We start from the raw sequence: 16,383 nt of genomic DNA on the forward strand, positions 1-16,383 counted from the left end.
CGGTTTCGCCGCGTCTAGACGACGAACATGTCCTCTTTGGACCACTGCGGCGCGGCGATCCGGGCGGCCGCCGCGTGTGCCATGTACGTCAGGTGATCGGATCCCTCCGGCACTTCCTTGGGGATCACACCGCCGACCTTCTGGGTCTTGAACAGCGTTCCGGGCGCCAGGTCGAAATGCGGGAATTCCGGCTCTGTGCAGCCCAGGCACGGCATGCCGGCGCGGGTCTTGGACGACTGCCGGTTCCACAGGATGCGATTGCACGGAGAGTGCGTCATCGGCCCGCGGCAGCCGAACTCGTAGAACAGGCAGCCCGTTCGGGTGCCCTCGCCGAACGACATCGTCGACTGCTTGTATTCGAAGAATTGCACACGGGTGCAGCCGGTTTGGGTGAATGTCTTGAAGAACGTCTCGGGCCGGTGCAGTTCGTCGAGGGCGATGTCACCGGCGCGCCCGGTGGCGAGCGCCACGATGATCTGGGTGATCCAGTCGGGGTGCGCGGGACAGCCCGGAATGTTGATGACGGGAAGTCCCATCTTGGAGCGGAAGTCAGGCCCGAGGAAACCGCCCTTGTCCCGCTTGTGGAACTGCAGACCGGTTGAGGCCGACGGGTTGGGCTCCATCGCGGGGATGCCGCCCCAGCAGGCGCAGTCTCCGATCGCCACGACGATCTGAGCGGCGCCGGCCAGGTCGGTCACCCAGTCCTTCATCGGCCGGTCGGCGAACATGTCCATCCGCCCGGTTCCGTTGGGCGCTTCGATGACGGTGCCCTCGAAGACGAAGATGTCCAGCGGGCGTTCGCCTTTGGCGCAGTCCCAGAACACCTTCTGGGCGTTCTTGCCGAGTTCCAGCCCGAGCGACGGGTGCCAGATCAGATCCAGGCCGAAGTCGACGATCAGGTCGACGACGTTGGGTTCCTCCGCGTTGAGGAAAGACATGGTGTTGCCACTACACGCCCCTCCTTGGAACCACAGAACAGAAGCCATTCGAACTCCTCTCAGAGAGCGACCTTGGGCCAGGTCGGAATTGACGACCAAAGGTCAACCGCATGAGCGACATACGGGCGGGCACTACCGGTTCACCCGGCGGCCGAAGGATGTGGCGACGGCGATGAGGAAGCCGAGACCGCGCGCGAAGTCAGGGTCTTTGGTGGCCTTCCACAGTCCGTAGATGCCCTTGGGTGGGTTCGCCGCACCGGCCTTGCCGTCACCGAGGGCGTCGCCGATGGAGGCGAGCACCGCAGCGGTCTCCGGCTTGGTGAGGCCCGAGGACAGCACGGTGTTCAGCGCGGGCGCGGCAGTGACGACGGAGCCCGACAGCGAGGCCAGACTGGTGGCGAGGCTCTGCAGATCGACACCCTTGAGCGCATCGGCACCGGGGACCACAGCCGCCGACGAGGCGCCCCGTAGCTCGGCGACCGCAGCGGACACCGAGTCGGTGATGGTGTCGCCACGGCCGAGGAAGCCGTCGAGGCCGCTGAGCAGGACGGCCAGCACGTCGGCGTGGTCGAGCAGGGTGTTGAGTGCGGCCGCGACATGGGGGTCGTCGAGTCGATCGCGGAGGGTGTCCGCTGGGGTGACGGAAACCGCCTGCCCGTTAGCTGTCATGCGCACCTCCCGGCAGTATGGCCTGAACCGAAGGTAGCCGTCCGGAGCTTGGCTGCCTATCGCTTTCGCGCAATGACTGTCAGAATTACGAACAATTACCCGCGCTCAAGCGCGACCGATGTTTGAGAGGCTGGCGGATCGATTGCGACGGACATTAGCGGCGGGCTGTCTTCCGCGGCGAGTTCACCCGGGTAGGCCCTGATGTCCCGGCTCACCCGGCTCGGCTACATCGACGTTCGGCGCACCAGCAATCCGGTTCGGCGCAAGGTGCGCTCGCGCGGCGTCCCCCCGGCGCTGGCCGACAATGAGATCTTCTACACCGAGGACGTGAAAACCGCCTCAAGGCTGATCGCCAAAACCCTGGGGCCCCTTCAGCTCACCGTCGCAGGCGACGCGACCGGCTTCGCGGCGACCATGCACGGCGTCCGGCTGCGCAACGTCAGCCTGCTGTACCTCGACCTGCATGTCGCAGCGGCCGTCGAGATTCCGATGGTCGGACCGCACTATGCGGTGCACATGCCGATGAACGGCCGGGCGTTGGTCGAACACCGCGGCCACTCCTTCGAGGCCAACACCATCCGTTCCGTGGTGAGCAGCCCGGGCGCATCGCTGCGGATGGAGTTCGACCACGACTCCCCACAGCTGATCATCCGGATCGAGGAGCGGGCACTGGACGCCCATCTGACCAGGTTGCTGGGTCGTGCCTTGGATCGCCCGCTGGTGTTCGACCCGGAGTTCGACATGGCCACCGAGGCCGCCATGCGCTGGCACGCCGCGGTGCAGCTGATCCACACCGAGGTGTTCCACGAGGGATCACTCATCCAGCGTGGCCAGGGCATCGGCGCGGTCGAGGACTTCGTGATCAGCAGCCTGTTGCATCTGCAACCGTCGAACTATCACGCGGAATTCTTGGCGCCGGCCCAGCCCGACCAGCGCCGCGCCGTCGTCCAGAACGCCATGAGCTACATCGAGGACCACCTCGCCGAGCGGATCACCATGGAGTCGGTGGCCAAGGCCGTGCACATGAGCGTCCGGTCGATTCAGCAGGGGTTCCGCGAGGAGCTGGGGATGACGCCGATGACCTACGTGCGGGAGCGCCGCCTGGAACGGGTGCACGAGGAACTGACCGACGCCATCCCCGCCGACGGCGTGACGGTGACGCAGGTGGCCGAGCGGTGGGGCTTCAACCACCTCGGCAGTTTCGCCGTCGAATACCGAAAGCGTTGGGGCGAAGCCCCTTCGGGCACGCTTCGGCGCTGAGTTCAGCCCTCGACGGGGATGCTCACCGTGACGGTGGTCCCCGCCCCGGGGCGCGACCTGACGGTCAGGGTGCCGCCGACCAGCTCGGCACGTTCAGCCATCGAGAGCATGCCGTACCCACCCGACGACGAGAGCGGTCCGGTCTCGAATCCCACCCCGTTGTCGACCACCTCGAGCCTGGCGACCCCGTCCCGCACGGTGAACGTCACGGTGGCGACCAACGCACGAGAATGCTTGACGACGTTCTGAAAGCACTCCTGTGCAATGCGATACAGCGCAACCTCGATGTGCTCGGGCAACCGCTCGTCGGCCAGGTGCAGGTCCAGGTCGACCTCGGGGATCGAGGTGGCAAGGCTGGCCAGGCCGCCCAACAGACCGAGGTCGTCGAGGACCGGCGGCCGCAGCCCGCCGATCGCCGACCGGGCTTCGGCCAGCGTGAGATCGACCAGATCCCTTGCCTTTTCCAGCTGCTCGGCGGCCGCCGGTTGATCCAGGTCGTCGACGGCCCGGGCCGCCGCATCCAGCCGGTAGGTCAGCCCGACCAGACGCTGCGAGATGCCGTCGTGAATGTCACCGGCCAGCCTGCGGCGTTCGCTTTCCTGAGCGGCGATCACCTGTTCGGCGAAATTCTCGTGCGCGCGTTCACGTGCCGACAGCTGCCGGTGCAGCCGGGCCTGGTGCAGGGCACCGGCGATCAGCCGGCCGATGACGAGGAGCAGCTCGATGTCGCGCGGGGTGAAGTCGCGCCGTTCGATGGTGTGCACGTTGAGCACCCCCACCAGACCGCCGGGCTCGGTCTCCATCGGTACCGACGCCATCGAGGCAAAGTCCTTGCCGCGCAACGCCGCGATCGGGACGTAACGCGGATCGGCCTCCTTGTCGCTGACGATCACCACGGGTTCGCGGTGGCTGGCGACCCACCCGGAGACGCCCGACCCCAGCGGCATCCGGATACGGCCCACCTGCTCGTCGAACGGCGGGGTGGCGCCGGCCAGTGTCAGCGACTGGTCGGTGTCGTCCAGGACGTGCACGAAGCAGACGTCGGATGCCGTTGCCGCGGTGATCATCCGAGCCACCGCTGCGGCCATCGGTTCCACCTCGGGCCCGCTCGAGGTCGCGGCGATGATGTCGAGCAGCAGAGCGACTTCCCGGTCGGCGTCGACCAGCCCGTGCACGGCGTGCGGGCTGACGCCGCCGGAGCGACTGCTCATCGGAAAATGCCTTCCCGCAAGGCTGTTGCCGCGGCGCTGGTGCGGTCACTGACTCCCAGTTTGCGATAAATGGAACTGAGGTGGGTCTTGACGGTCTCCTCACCGATCACCAGCTTGCCTGCGATTCCCCGATTCGACAGCCCGGTCACCACCAGCGACAGGATCTCGCTCTCGCGCTGGGTGAGGCCGTGCCGGGCGCCGGGCCAGAACTGGTCACTCTGCAGCCGCGCCGCGGTCTCCGCCGCCCGCGCTGCCAGCCCGGCGTCGATCGCCGTCGAGCCTGCGTGCACACCTTCCAGCTGGCGTACCAGCTCGTCGCTGCTGATGCCCTTGAGTAGATAGCCCGATGCGCCGACACGCATGGCCTGGAAGAGGTACTGCTCGTCGTCGTAGACCGAGAGCAGGATGACTTTGCGCTGGGGATCGCGCTTGCGGATCTCCCGGCACAGGTCCAGACCGCTGGCACCCTGCATCCGTACATCGCACAACACGATGTCGGGTTGCAGATCGACGATGACGGCCATGGCCTTCTCGGCACCCACCGCTTCGCCCACCACCTCGACACGATCACCGAACGGCGCGAGCATCGCCTTGAGGCCTTCGATGACCATTTCGTGATCGTCGACCAGCACCACCCGCACCGTCATGGACAACACCGTAGTGCCGCAACCACGCCCGCCGGACCGCAATGCCACTAGACACCTGTCAACTACACAGAAAACCCACTGCCACAGGTGATTTCGCCCGAAATTCGCCGTACCGGCCAGCGGTGTCACCAGCGCGGGGCGGGTGAGGAGGTCACCCGCCTCTCCCCTGAACGGGGGATGCTGCGCCCCACACTGCGCGCGATACTTCCCCCGTGGCCACGATGCTTTTGGACACGATCAGCCGGAATCGATCCTTCTGGTGGGATCGGGCGCGGTGCGCGCATGACGACGCCCCTGGACTCGAAGCGGTCATTTTCGACTTCGACGCGCCGCTGGCGGCCACCGAACGCGATGCGCACATGTTCCGCGAGCTGATCTGGAGCCTGCACTGCGGCGACATCCGGGTCGGCGTCACCTCGGCTGGTCCCCGCGACTGGGTCGAACCACTGGTCCGCGAGCTCATCGGCGACGGTGTGGTCGAGGTGCTGATCACCGGCGACGACGTCACCCGGCCCAAGCCGGACCCGGAGGTGTATCACCGGGCACTGTGCGAACTCGGGGTCGGCCCGGAGTCCGCGATGGCCGTCGAGCATTCCCCGGCCGGGTTCCACACCGCGCGCTCGGCTGGACTCGCGACGATCGTCGTCACCACCCTGGGCATCCGCAACCGGGACTTCGCCGGGGCGGCCGCCGTCCTCGACCGCTACGACGGTGACGAACCGCTGTCAGCCGGCCGATGTCGGCGACTGCACGAGCAGTGGTGGATCAACCGCAGCCGCCTCAGCGCCTAGCTAGGCCTGGCCGCACGCGGCCATGACCAATTCACGCACTCGCGCCGCATCGGCCTGCCCCTTGGTGGCTTTCATCACCGCGCCGACGATCGCACCCGCCGCCTGCACCTTGCCGCCGCGAATCTTCTCGGCGATATCGGGATTGGCGGCCAGCGCTTCATTGACGGCGGTCTGAATCAGCGAGTCGTCGCGGACCAGCGCCAAACCTCGGTCGGTCATCACCTGCTCGGGCTCACCCTCGCCCGCGAGCACACCTTCGATCACCTGGCGCGCCAGCTTGTTCGACAACTTGCCCTCGTCGACCAGTGCGACAACCTTCGCCACCTGAGCCGGCGTGATCGGCAGTGCCGCCAGCTCGACGCCAGATTCGTTGGCTTTCTGCACCAAGAAGTTTCCCCACCAGGCCCGGGCCTGCTCACTGCTGGCGCCCGCCTCGACCGTGGCGGCGACCAGTTCGATCGCGCCCGCGTTCACCAGGTCACGCATCACCTCGTCGGAAATGCCCCAGTCGTCCTGAATTCGCTTGCGCGACAACCACGGAAGCTCCGGGATGGTGGCGCGCAGCCGGGCCACCAGTTCCTCGCTCGGGGCCACCGGCTCCAGATCGGGTTCCGGGAAGTACCGGTAGTCCTCGGCGGTCTCCTTGTCGCGGCCCGGTGAGGTGAACCCGCCCTCGTCGAAGTGCCGGGTCTCCTGATGGATCTTGCCGCCCTCGACGAGAATCGCTGCCTGGCGGCGCATTTCGTAGCGAACCGCCACCTCGACACTCTTGAGCGAGTTGACGTTCTTGGTCTCGGTTCGGGTACCGAACTCCTGCTGGCCGATCGGGCGCAGCGACACGTTGGCGTCGCACCGCAGCGAGCCCTGATCCATCCGCACATCGGAGACACCCAGTCCGCGCAGCAGATCCCGCAGTGCGGTGACGTAGGCGCGGGCGACCTCGGGGGCCCGCTCACCGGTGCCCTCGATCGGCTTGGTGACGATCTCGATCAGTGGCACCCCGGCGCGGTTGACGTCCAGCAGCGAGGTGGTCGCGCCGTGGATGCGGCCGGTGTCGCCGCCGACGTGCGTGAGCTTGCCGGTGTCCTCCTCCATGTGCGCCCGCTCGATCGCGACCCGGAAGGTGCTGCCGTCGTCGAGCGGGACGTCGAGGTAGCCGTCGAAGGCGATCGGCTCGTCGTACTGCGAGATCTGGTAGTTCTTCGGCTGGTCGGGATAGAAGTAGTTCTTCCGGGCGAAGCGCGACCACGGCGCGATGTCGCAGTTCAGCGCGAGACCGATCCGGATGGCCGATTCGACGGCCGCCTCGTTGAGCACCGGCAGCGCGCCCGGCATACCGAGGCAGACCGGGCACACCTGGGTATTGGGCTCGGCACCGAACGTCGTCGCGCAAGGGCAGAACATCTTGGTGGCCGTCGACAGCTCGACGTGCACCTCGAGCCCGAGCACCGGGTCGAAGCGGGCGATGACGTCGTCATAGTCGAGCAGGTCAGCCTGCGCAGCAGCAGTCATGAGGTCAATCCTAGTGGGTGGAGTTTTCCCGGCGAGCAGACACAAAAGCGCCCCACACGCCCGGGATTTCCGCCCCTTTATGTCTGCTCGCGGGGAGAAGTCTCAGCCGAAGAAGGCGGCCGCGTCGTCGTAGCGGCTCTGCGGCACCAGCTTGAGTTGGCGCACCGCGTCCGCCAACGGCACCCGCCCGATGTCCTGCCCGCGCAGCGACACCATCATCCCGTATTCACCGGCATGTGCGGCGTCGGCGGCGTTGACACCGAATCGAGTGGCCAGTACCCGGTCATACGCCGTCGGGGTGCCGCCGCGCTGGACGTGACCGAGCACGGTGACCCGGACTTCCTTCTTGATCCGCTTCTCCACCTCCATGGCCAGTTGCTGAGCCACCCCGGTGAAGCGTTCGTGCCCGAACTCGTCGGTGCCGCCCTGGCGCAGCTGCATCGATCCCTCGGCCGGCTTGGCCCCTTCGGCGACCACGATGATGAAGCTGGACTCACCGCGCTGGAAGCGTTTCTTGACCAGCCGGCACACCTCTTCGACGTCGAAGGGCTGCTCGGGGATCAGGGTCATGTGCGCACCCGAGGACAGCCCGGCGTTCAGCGCGATCCAGCCCGCGTGCCGGCCCATCACCTCCACCAGCATCACCCGCTGATGCGACTCCGCGGTGCTGTGCAGCCGGTCGATCGCCTCGGTGGCGATCTGCAGCGCGGTGTCATGGCCGAATGTGACGTCGGTGCAGTCGATGTCGTTGTCGATGGTCTTGGGCACGCCGACGACGGGCACACCCTCCTCGGACAGCCAGTGCGCGGCGGTCAGGGTTCCCTCGCCGCCGATCGGGATCAGCACGTCGATCCCGTTGTCCTCCAACGTCTGCTTGATGTCGTCCAGACCGGCGCGCAGCTTGTCGGGATTGGTGCGGGCGGTGCCCAGCATGGTGCCGCCCTTGGCGAGCAGCCGGTTGTTGCGGTCGTCGTTGTGCAGTTGGATCCGGCGGTCCTCGAGCAGGCCACGCCAGCCGTCCAGGAACCCGACCACCGAAGACCCGTAGCGGGCGTCGCAGGTCCGCACCACGGCCCGGATCACCGCGTTCAGACCCGGACAGTCACCCCCACCGGTCAGCACTCCGATACGCATGGGACCTATCCTGCCCCGTCAGATCGCTGTTGGCAGCGAACCGCGGGCAGACTCATAGGCCGCACCTATCCGGTACAACCGGTCGTCGGCGAGCGCCGGCGCCATGATCTGCAGCCCGACCGGCAGATTGTCGTCGGTCGACAGTCCCGACGGCACCGACATTCCGCAATGCCCGGCCAGGTTCAACGGCAGCGTGCACAGATCGAACAGGTACATCGCCAGTGGGTCGTCGACCTTCTCCCCCAGCCGGAACGCGGTGGTCGGGGTCGCCGGTGACACGAGCACGTCCACCTTCTCGTAGGCGGCGTCGAGGTCACCGGCGATCAGGGTGCGAACCTTCTGCGCCTGGTTGTAGTAGGCGTCGTAATAGCCCGCTGACAGCGCGTACGTGCCAATGATGATGCGGCGCTTGACTTCTGGTCCGAATCCGGCCGCCCGCGTCAGTGCCATCACCTCTTCGGCGCTGCGAGTGCCGTCGTCGCCGACCCGCAACCCGTAGCGCATGGCGTCGAAGCGGGCGAGGTTGCTCGACACCTCCGAGGGCAGGATCAGGTAGTAGGCGGACAGCGAGTAGTCCAGGTGCGGGCAGTCCACCTCGCTGACCTGGGCACCCAGCGCTTCGAGCTGCTCGACGGCGGCGGTGAACGAATCCAGTACGCCCGGCTGATAACCCGCGCCGCTGCGCAGCTGCTTGACCACACCGATCCGCACGCCCGACAGGTCGCCGGTGGCGCCGGCCTTCGCGGCCGCCACCACGTCGGGGACCTGGGCGTCGACCGAGGTCGAATCGCGCGGGTCGTGCCCGGCGATCACCGAATGCAGCAACGCCGTGTCGAGCACGGTGCGAGCGCACGGCCCGCCCTGGTCGAGTGAAGACGCGCAGGCCACCAGCCCGTAGCGCGACACCGTGCCGTAGGTGGGCTTGACCCCGACGGTCGCGGTCAGCGCCGCCGGCTGGCGGATCGAGCCGCCGGTGTCGGAGCCGATCGCCAGCGGCGCCTGAAAGGCGGCCAACGCGGCGGCGCTGCCACCGCCCGACCCGCCCGGCGTCCGGTCGGTGTCCCACGGATTGCGGGTCGGGCCGTAGGCCGAGTTCTCGGTGGAGCTGCCCATCGCGAACTCGTCCATGTTGGTCTTGCCGAGGATCGGGGTGCCCGCGGCGCGCAGCCGAGCAGTCACCGTCGCGTCGTACGGCGAGGTCCAGCCTTCGAGGATCTTCGAGCCGCACGTCGTCGGCATGTCGACGGTGGTGAAGACGTCTTTGAGGGCCAACGGCACACCGGCCAGCGGCGACGGCAGCGTCTCCCCGGCGGCGACGGCGGCGTCGACGCGGGCGGCACTGGCCAGTGCCTCGTCAGCGGCGACGTGCAAGAAGGCGTGATAGCGCTCGTCGGTGGCGGCAATCTGGTCCAGGCAGGCCTGGGTCACCTCGACCGAGGAGACCTCTTTGGCGGCGATCTTCTCGCCCAGGGTGGCGGCGTCGAGCCGGATCAAGTCGCTCACTGGGGCTCCCCCAGAATCTGCGGGACCGCGAAGCGGCCCTCTGCTGCGGCCGGCGCCTCGGCGAGCGCTTCGGACTGGGTCAGGCACTGCTGAACCACGTCGGGCCTGGTGACGTTGACGTCTTTCAGGGGGTTGTCGGTCGGCTTCACGTCGGCGGTGTCGACGGCCTGAATCTGGCTGACATGCTCCAGGATGGCGTCGAGTTGGCCGGCGAAGCTCTCTAGTTCGTTGTCGGTCAGGGCCAGCCGGGCCAGCTTGGCGAGCCGGGCGACATCGTCGCGGGAGATCTGGGACACGGTGGTCAAGCCTAGGTGAAAGGGCGATCCGAGTGCCGTGGGGACTGCTTGGGGTCGGCCTGCCGCTGGGTGCCCCTGCCGGTCCTCGCCTTACACGGTGTGTCTGTGGCGCCAGGCGGCCGCCCCTACCGGAATGCTGAGTCCAGGCGGCTGTGAAACAGTGTCCGCGTGCCTTCGTATCTGCTGCGGGTCCAGCTGGCCGACCGGCCCGGTAGCCTCGGCTCGCTCGCCGTGGCGCTGGGCACCGTCGGCGCCGACATCCTGTCGCTCGACGTGGTCGAGCGGGGACCCGGCTGGGCGATCGACGACCTGGTCGTCGAGCTGCCGCTCGGTGCGATGCCCGACATGCTGATCACGGCCGCCGAGCAGATCAAGGGTGTCCGGGTCGACACCATCCGGCCGCATACTGGGCTGTTGGAGGCCCATCGCGAGCTGGAACTCATCGACCACATCGCGGCGGCGGGCAACCGCGCCGCCAAGCTGCAGGTGCTCGCCGACGAGGCGCCACGGGTGCTGCGGGTGGGCTTCTGCACGGTGGCGCGGATGACGGAGTCGGGCCTGGAACGCGTGGTCGGCAGCTCTGGCGCGCCGGAGACCGCGGCGACCTCCGCTCCGTGGCTGCCGCTCGCACACGCCGAGGCCCTCGACGGCACCGCCGACTGGGTGCCCCAGGTCTGGCGGGACATGGACACCACGTTGGCCGCCGCGCCGCTGGGTGACCCCAACACCGCGGTGTTGTTGGGCCGCCCGGGTGGGCCGTTGTTCCGGCCCTCCGAGGTGGCCCGGCTGGGCTATCTGGCCGGGATCGTCGCGACCATTCTTCGCTGACTCAGTCGTCGGCGTCAGGATCCGGCGGCGGTGGTCCCTCGTCCAACAGCGTGCGGAACCCGTCCTCGTCGAGGATCGGCACACCCAGCTCGACGGCCTTGTCGTATTTCGATCCGGGCGAATCGCCGGCCACCACATACGACGTCTTCTTCGACACCGAACCGACCGCCTTGCCGCCGCGGCTGATGATGGCCTCCTTGGCCTCGTCGCGGGAGAAGTTCGGCAGCGAGCCGGTGACGACGATCGAAAGTCCTTGCAGCGTAGGGCTGATCGACGTGTCGCGCACGTCTTCCATCCGCACCCCGGCCGCTCGCCACTTGTCGATGATCGCGCGATGCCAGTCGACAGCGAACCATTCGACGAGCGCGGCGGCGATCGTCGGGCCGACACCTTCGACGTCGGCGAGCTGCTCCTCGGTGGCTGACATGATCGCGTCGAGGCTGCCGAACGCCACGGCCAGCGCCCGCGCCGCGGTCGGTCCGACGTGCCGGATCGACAACGCCACCAGGATCCGCCACAACGGCCGATCCTTGGCCTGCTGCAGGTTGATCAGGAACCGGGCACCGTTGGCCGACAGCGTCCCGTCCTTGGTGGTGAAGAAATCCGATGTCAGCAGGTCGGCGCTGGTGAGACCGAACAGGTCACCCTCATCGGTGATGACCTTGGCGGCCAGCAGCGCGGTCGCCGCCTCGTAGCCCAGGCCCTCGATGTCCAGCCCACCGCGGCCGGCGAGGTGGAAGACCCGCTCACGCAGTTGCGCGGGGCAGGATCGGGCGTTCGGGCACCGGATGTCGACATCGCCCTCTTTGGCCGGGGCCAGGGGGGTGCCGCATTCCGGGCAGTGGGTGGGCATCACGAACTCGCGCTCGGTGCCGTCACGCAGGTCGACGACGGGCCCAAGGACTTCGGGGATGACGTCGCCGGCTTTGCGGATCATCACGGTGTCACCGATCAGCACGCCCTTGCGCTTGACCTCCGAGCCGTTGTGCAGGGTGGCCATCCCGACCGTCGATCCGGCGATCTTCACCGGCGTCATCATCGCGAACGGGGTGACGCGGCCGGTGCGACCGACATTGACCTGGATGTCCAGCAGCTTGGTCTGCGCTTCCTCCGGCGGATACTTGTACGCGCACGCCCAGCGCGGCGCACGAGAGGTGGCGCCGAGCCGGCGCTGCTGAGCGAAGTCGTCGACTTTGACCACCACGCCGTCGATTTCGTGCTCGATCTCATGGCGGCGCTCGCCCCAATAAACGATCTTCTCCTCGACGGCGGCCAGCCCCGCCACCCGAGTGGTGTGATCGGAGACCGGCAGACCCCAGGCCTTCAGCGCGAAGTAGGTGTCGTGCAGGGAGTCCGGTGCGAATCCTTCGGTGCGGCCGAGGCCGTGGCAGATCATCCGCAGCCGCCGGCGGGCGGTGACCGCCGGATTCTTCTGCCGCAGAGAGCCGGCCGCGCTGTTGCGCGGGTTGGCGAACGGCGGTTTGCCCTCCTCCACCAGGCTGGCGTTGAGGTTCTCGAAATCCGCCAGCATGAAGAACACCTCGCCGCGCACCTCGAGAAGCGCTGGGACCGGGTAATCCTTTGATGCAGTGAGGGTTTCGGGGATGTCGTCGATGGTGCGCGCATTGTTCGTCACGTCCTCGCCGACCCGGCCGTCACCGCGGGTGGCGGCCCGCTCCAGCCGGCCGTTGCGGTACACCAGCGCGATCGCGACGCCGTCGATCTTCAACTCGCACAGGTACTGAGGATCCCGGCCGATCTCGGCTTCGACCCGGCTGGACCAGGCCGCCAGTTCCTCGGTGTTGAACACGTCGTCGAGGCTCAGCATGCGGTCCAGGTGGGCGGCCTCGGCGAAGTCGGTGGCGAAGCCCGCGCCCCCGACCAGCTGGGTCGGCGAGTCGGCAACCCGAAGCTCGGGAAAGCGCTCCTCGAGCGCGAGGAGCTCGTTGAAAAGCCTGTCGAACTCCGCGTCGGAGACGATCGGCGCGTCCTTGATGTAGTAGCGGAACTGGTGCTCGCGCACCTCTTCGGCAAGCTCCTGCCAACGCCGCCGCACATCCGGATCGATGGGATCGACCTCGGGATCGGACGTCTCTGCAGCCACCCCCGAAGGCTAGCGGAGGCCACTGACGCCACACGCACGAGCAACCGACGTGCTACCGGCGGGCGGCCGCAGCCGGTGGCCGGGCCGGGCCTCTATCGGCGGCAGCGCGCGATGACCGAACCCACCTTCCGGGCTTTTGTGCTGGTGTCGATCTCGGGGTGCACGCCGCGCTGGAACAAGACGATGATGTCGGACCCACCGAACGCGAAGAACCCGAATTCTTCGCCCTTGGCCACCTGCGTACCACGCGCCGCAGTCAGGTTCACCGAACCCACATGCGACATGCCCACGGGGACTACGGCAACGACGCCCAGATCGCCGTTTCCCGACGTCGAGGTGTCCACAGTCAGCACCCCCCGGTTCTGGAAGAACTCGTACCCGGTGTGTGCGCTGTCGCGCGCCTTGAGCTGATGGTCCTCGAGGTCGACTTGCATGTAGACCTGACCGGAGATCACGAAGGCCTCCTCGACTGTCCCCGCGACCGGGACGTGGAAGCGGTGATACGCAGACGGGGGCAGCATGTAGTGCACGAACGTGCCGCCTGCAAAAGTATCGGCGAAGCGGCTGCCATCGATCAACTGCGTGATGTTGCCGTAGTGGCGGCCTTTGACGGCGGTGGCCGGGATGTTGGAATCGGCGTCGATGTCGTAACAGTGCCGGAAGCTGCAGTCCGCCGGTGAGGTCACCACCCGGTTGTCGGCAGGTGCACTGATGGGACGCAGACCAGCGTTGAGCTCGCGGGCGAAGAACTGGTTGAAGGTCAGCCAGCCGCTGGGCGTGTTCGGCCGGCCGTCGATGAGAGATTCTTCGATGGTGTATTCGGGCGCCTCACGAAGAAACGATTGCAGGATGTCGTCATCGAAGGACGCGGTGGTGTCCAGAAAGCTGCCCCACTCTCGGGCGAACTCGGTGAGCCAGCCACGGAACTTCGGGGAATTCTCGGCGATCGCGGCCTGTGAGACATCCGCCTTCTGGTCGACCAGCCAGAAGAAGTGAGCCAGTCGGTCGCTGACCTCCTTGGCGTAACGTTCCTGTGGCGCAGAGGTTTTCCATGCGGGCGCGTCGGTCTGCTGCGGGATCCAGCGGACGAACCTGGACAGGTAGTCGTAATACTGGGGCAGGTCCCGTGGCCAGTCGAGTACGTCGTAAACGTCGGCATCGAGTTCCTTGGCTGCGCGCTCAGCCGCGCTGCGCAACGACTTCTCCAGTACGTCCGCGAGGCTGGGGTCGTCGTCGAGCAGGGTCTGCAGACTCCGCACGATCTCGTCGGGCTGTTGCATGAACTCACTCCTCACTCTCGGGGTTGTGGCGGGGTCGCAGTCAACACCGCCCTGTCAGCGCCGGGAACTGTTCCGGTCCGCCCTGACTTGGCTCAGGAGGAACGCCCCGCCGGGCACCACGCCCAGAACGATCCGCGCGAGCCGGTCCCGGACTCGTTGGTGCGACGGCGGAGTGGCGCTGCGCTGCGACAAGTCGTGATAGCCCGCGCCGGCCCAGACGGTCGCGGCAGCGGCGTCAGTGAGACCAGCGCGGGCTCGGGAGCGGTCGACGGCGGCAAGTCCCACCGCGGTCATGGCGTGAACCGCGTCGACCCAGACGCCCATCGCAAGCACCTCGGGGCTGGGCCGCCAGCCGGACAGCAGAGCTTGAGTCAAGTGGCGGGCTCCCAAGATCCGTGCGACGACCACGCTCTTGGTATCGACCTCGATGCGGTGCACAGTCTCCATGACGGCGCGAGGCGCGACGAGAAGGGCCAGGCCCCACCCGGCGCGGGTCAATTCGATGGATCTGGAACGAGTGGTGGCCACGTCCGTGCTCAGCGGTCTGGACGGCAACGTGTCGATGGTCATCGTGTCTCCTACGGTCGGCAGAGCGAGGGCCCCATACCGGCGCCGCATCACGTGCGTTCCACGCATCACGGCGCCCGGACGGCCGATGCTCGGGGCAATCGCTCATGCGGTACCCGGATCCTTGGCCACATCACCTCGGAGCCGCACATTCTCAGGACTTTGCAAGGCTGTCGAACACGGTGCGCGGCCTACACCCCGGGCGGGTCGCTCGTGGCAGTGTTGAGCCATGCCCCATCCGGTCATGTTCGACGGCTCCGACCCGATCCTGGCTCGGGTGCGCACCATCGCATTGGCGTTGCCGGAGGCGACCGAGAAGATCTCGCACGGTAGGCCGACGTTTTCGGCGCCGAAGATGTTCGCCGTCTACGGCGGCAGCCAGAAGAATCCCGGCGGTCCGATGATCCGGTACGCCCATGCGCTGCTGATCAAGGCCGACGACAGTGAACGGGAGGCTCTGCAGCAGGACACCCGGTTCTTCTTCCCGGCCTACCTCGGCCCGTACGGCTGGCTGGGCCTGGACTTCGATGCCGCCGAGATCGATTGGACGGAAGTCGCCGAACTGATCGACGCGTCATTCCGGCTACAGGCCCCGGCGCGGCTGATCAAGCAGCTGGACCGCTAGATCGCGTCGGGATCCTCAGACACCGCGTCGGCGGCCCGCTGGCACAGTCCGATCGCGACGCGGGCCCACGCGGCGTCCGCGCCGGCCAGCCCGCAGGCCGGACTGATCCCGACCAGATCGCGAACCGAACTGCGGGAGAAGCCGATTCGATCGGTGATCGCCACAGCCGCGGCGGCCACCTCTTCAGCGGAGGGCCGGGCCGCCGGGGCACTCGTCGGCACCAGGCCGAACACCACGCAACGCCCCGAGTCCAGGAACTCCCCCAGTCCGTCGAAGTCGGCGTCACCAAGCGTGCTCGCATCCACCGAGACTGCGTGGATGGCGCTGCGCTGCAGCACGTTCCATGGGACATCCGCGCAGCTGTGCAGCATCACCTCCGCACCCGCAGCGGCCACACACTCGTCGAGCAGACCGATCGCCACCACCTCGTCGACCGGGTGCACCGGGTTCAGCGACGTCACCCCGGTCAGCCGGCCGGCCAGCGCCGCGGACAGCACCGGCTCGTCATACTGCACCACCACCGTCGTCCCCAACCGTCGGGCCAGCTCGGCCCGGTGTCGCGCCACCCCCTCGGCCAACGACGACGTCAGATCGCGCACTGCACCGGCATCGGTGAGGGCTCGGTGCCCGTTCGGCAACTCGAGCTGGGCGGCCAGGGTGACCGGGCCCGGCGCCTGCACCTTGACCGGCCGCCCGGAGCCGGGGCCGGGGCCGCCGGCTTTCTCCCAGGCCTCCTCGATGGCGTCGATGTCCTCGTCGAGCAGACTCTTCGCCCGGCGGGTGACCGCACCGGGCCGGGCGGCGATGCGGTAGCCGCGCGGCACGGTGTCGATGGCGATGTCGACCAGAAGCGCGCCGGCCCGCCCGATCATGTCGGCGCCCACGCCGCGGGCGGGCAGCTCGACCAGGTGCGGCAGTCGGTGCAGCTCCCCGACCACGATCTCGGCGGCTTCCCGCGGGGCGGAACCCGGCCACGAGCCGATACCGGTGGCTGCCGCGAAATCACTCACCGGGCAAC

General features: G+C 67.7%; 16 protein-coding genes. 4 read left to right on the plus strand and 12 right to left on the minus strand.

Annotated elements, in window-relative coordinates:
• Positions 1 to 14 precede the first annotated feature (14 nt).
• Together Y900_RS03915 and Y900_RS03920 are read right to left on the minus strand one after the other, a co-directional pair.
• The gene (locus Y900_RS03915) at positions 15 to 986 is read right to left on the minus strand and encodes an NADH-quinone oxidoreductase subunit B family protein (RefSeq protein WP_036339240.1); all 972 of its coding nucleotides are present in this window, start codon (positions 984 to 986) and stop codon (positions 15 to 17) included.
• An 84-nt stretch (positions 987 to 1,070) separates the two neighbouring features.
• Entirely contained in the window at positions 1,071 to 1,607 is a 537-nt protein-coding gene (locus Y900_RS03920) for a DUF1641 domain-containing protein (protein WP_036339243.1), read from the minus strand.
• A 201-nt stretch (positions 1,608 to 1,808) separates the two neighbouring features.
• Between Y900_RS03920 and Y900_RS03925 the strand changes: the two genes are divergently transcribed.
• Positions 1,809 to 2,867 carry an AraC family transcriptional regulator gene (locus Y900_RS03925; protein ID WP_036339246.1) on the plus strand — a complete coding sequence of 353 codons (1,059 nt, stop codon included), beginning with the start codon at positions 1,809 to 1,811 and terminating at the stop codon, positions 2,865 to 2,867.
• A gap of 2 nt (positions 2,868 to 2,869) precedes the next feature.
• Here Y900_RS03925 and Y900_RS03930 read toward each other — a convergent pair whose 3' ends face one another.
• The gene (locus Y900_RS03930) at positions 2,870 to 4,078 is read right to left on the minus strand and encodes a GAF domain-containing sensor histidine kinase (RefSeq protein ID WP_036339250.1); all 1,209 of its coding nucleotides are present in this window, start codon (positions 4,076 to 4,078) and stop codon (positions 2,870 to 2,872) included.
• Positions 4,075 to 4,725, minus strand: a complete 651-nt coding sequence (locus Y900_RS03935; protein ID WP_036339254.1) for a response regulator — start codon at positions 4,723 to 4,725, stop codon at positions 4,075 to 4,077. The genes Y900_RS03930 and Y900_RS03935 overlap by 4 nt, the downstream gene beginning before the upstream one ends.
• A 221-nt stretch (positions 4,726 to 4,946) precedes the next feature.
• Here Y900_RS03935 and Y900_RS03940 point away from each other — a divergent pair, with 221 nt between their 5' ends.
• Positions 4,947 to 5,516, plus strand: a complete 570-nt coding sequence (locus Y900_RS03940; RefSeq protein WP_081845268.1) for an HAD family hydrolase — start codon at positions 4,947 to 4,949, stop codon at positions 5,514 to 5,516.
• Here the strand turns inward: Y900_RS03940 and gatB are convergent, their stop codons facing one another.
• From gatB to gatC, 4 genes are all read right to left on the minus strand, one after another.
• Positions 5,517 to 7,028: an Asp-tRNA(Asn)/Glu-tRNA(Gln) amidotransferase subunit GatB gene (gatB, locus tag Y900_RS03945; RefSeq protein ID WP_036339257.1), complete on the minus strand. Its 1,512-nt coding sequence runs from the start codon at positions 7,026 to 7,028 to the stop codon at positions 5,517 to 5,519.
• A 102-nt stretch (positions 7,029 to 7,130) separates the two neighbouring features.
• Positions 7,131 to 8,162, minus strand: a complete 1,032-nt coding sequence (locus tag Y900_RS03950; protein WP_036339260.1) for an ATP-dependent 6-phosphofructokinase — start codon at positions 8,160 to 8,162, stop codon at positions 7,131 to 7,133.
• Positions 8,163 to 8,180: 18 nt separating this feature from the next.
• Positions 8,181 to 9,665 (minus strand): Asp-tRNA(Asn)/Glu-tRNA(Gln) amidotransferase subunit GatA, encoded by a 1,485-nt coding sequence (gene gatA / locus Y900_RS03955; RefSeq protein ID WP_036339263.1) that lies wholly within the window; start codon positions 9,663 to 9,665, stop codon positions 8,181 to 8,183.
• Positions 9,662 to 9,961, minus strand: coding sequence for an Asp-tRNA(Asn)/Glu-tRNA(Gln) amidotransferase subunit GatC (gatC, locus tag Y900_RS03960; protein ID WP_036345755.1), 300 nt, complete (start codon positions 9,959 to 9,961; stop codon positions 9,662 to 9,664). Before gatC ends, gatA begins: the two co-directional genes overlap by 4 nt.
• Before the next feature lie 168 nt (positions 9,962 to 10,129).
• On the opposite strand from gatC, the gene Y900_RS03965 reads away from it, so the two are divergent.
• Complete coding sequence (locus tag Y900_RS03965) at positions 10,130 to 10,789, plus strand: ACT domain-containing protein (protein WP_036339265.1); 660 nt, start codon at positions 10,130 to 10,132, stop codon at positions 10,787 to 10,789.
• Position 10,790: 1 nt separating this feature from the next.
• On the opposite strand, the gene ligA is transcribed toward Y900_RS03965, so the two are convergent.
• The 3 genes from ligA to Y900_RS03980 form a co-directional block, all read right to left on the minus strand.
• Positions 10,791 to 12,893, minus strand: a complete 2,103-nt coding sequence (gene ligA, locus Y900_RS03970; protein ID WP_036339268.1) for an NAD-dependent DNA ligase LigA — start codon at positions 12,891 to 12,893, stop codon at positions 10,791 to 10,793.
• A 92-nt stretch (positions 12,894 to 12,985) separates the two neighbouring features.
• A complete protein-coding gene (locus tag Y900_RS03975; RefSeq protein ID WP_036339272.1) occupies positions 12,986 to 14,173 on the minus strand; it encodes a phosphatidylserine decarboxylase in 1,188 nt (395 codons plus the stop codon).
• Between the two features lie 54 nt (positions 14,174 to 14,227).
• On the minus strand, positions 14,228 to 14,743 hold the full coding sequence (locus Y900_RS03980; RefSeq protein WP_051659869.1) for a hypothetical protein: 516 nt from the start codon (positions 14,741 to 14,743) through the stop codon (positions 14,228 to 14,230).
• Between the two features lie 226 nt (positions 14,744 to 14,969).
• On the opposite strand from Y900_RS03980, the gene Y900_RS03985 reads away from it, so the two are divergent.
• Complete coding sequence (locus Y900_RS03985; RefSeq protein ID WP_036339275.1) at positions 14,970 to 15,365, plus strand: MmcQ/YjbR family DNA-binding protein; 396 nt, start codon at positions 14,970 to 14,972, stop codon at positions 15,363 to 15,365.
• On the opposite strand, the gene Y900_RS03990 is transcribed toward Y900_RS03985, so the two are convergent.
• Complete coding sequence (locus tag Y900_RS03990; protein ID WP_036339278.1) at positions 15,362 to 16,375, minus strand: methionine synthase; 1,014 nt, start codon at positions 16,373 to 16,375, stop codon at positions 15,362 to 15,364. The genes Y900_RS03985 and Y900_RS03990 overlap by 4 nt on opposite strands.
• Positions 16,376 to 16,383: the final 8 nt, after the last annotated feature.

It is taken from the genome of Mycolicibacterium aromaticivorans JS19b1 = JCM 16368, from assembly GCF_000559085.1.
Taxonomy (GTDB): domain Bacteria; phylum Actinomycetota; class Actinomycetes; order Mycobacteriales; family Mycobacteriaceae; genus Mycobacterium; species Mycobacterium aromaticivorans.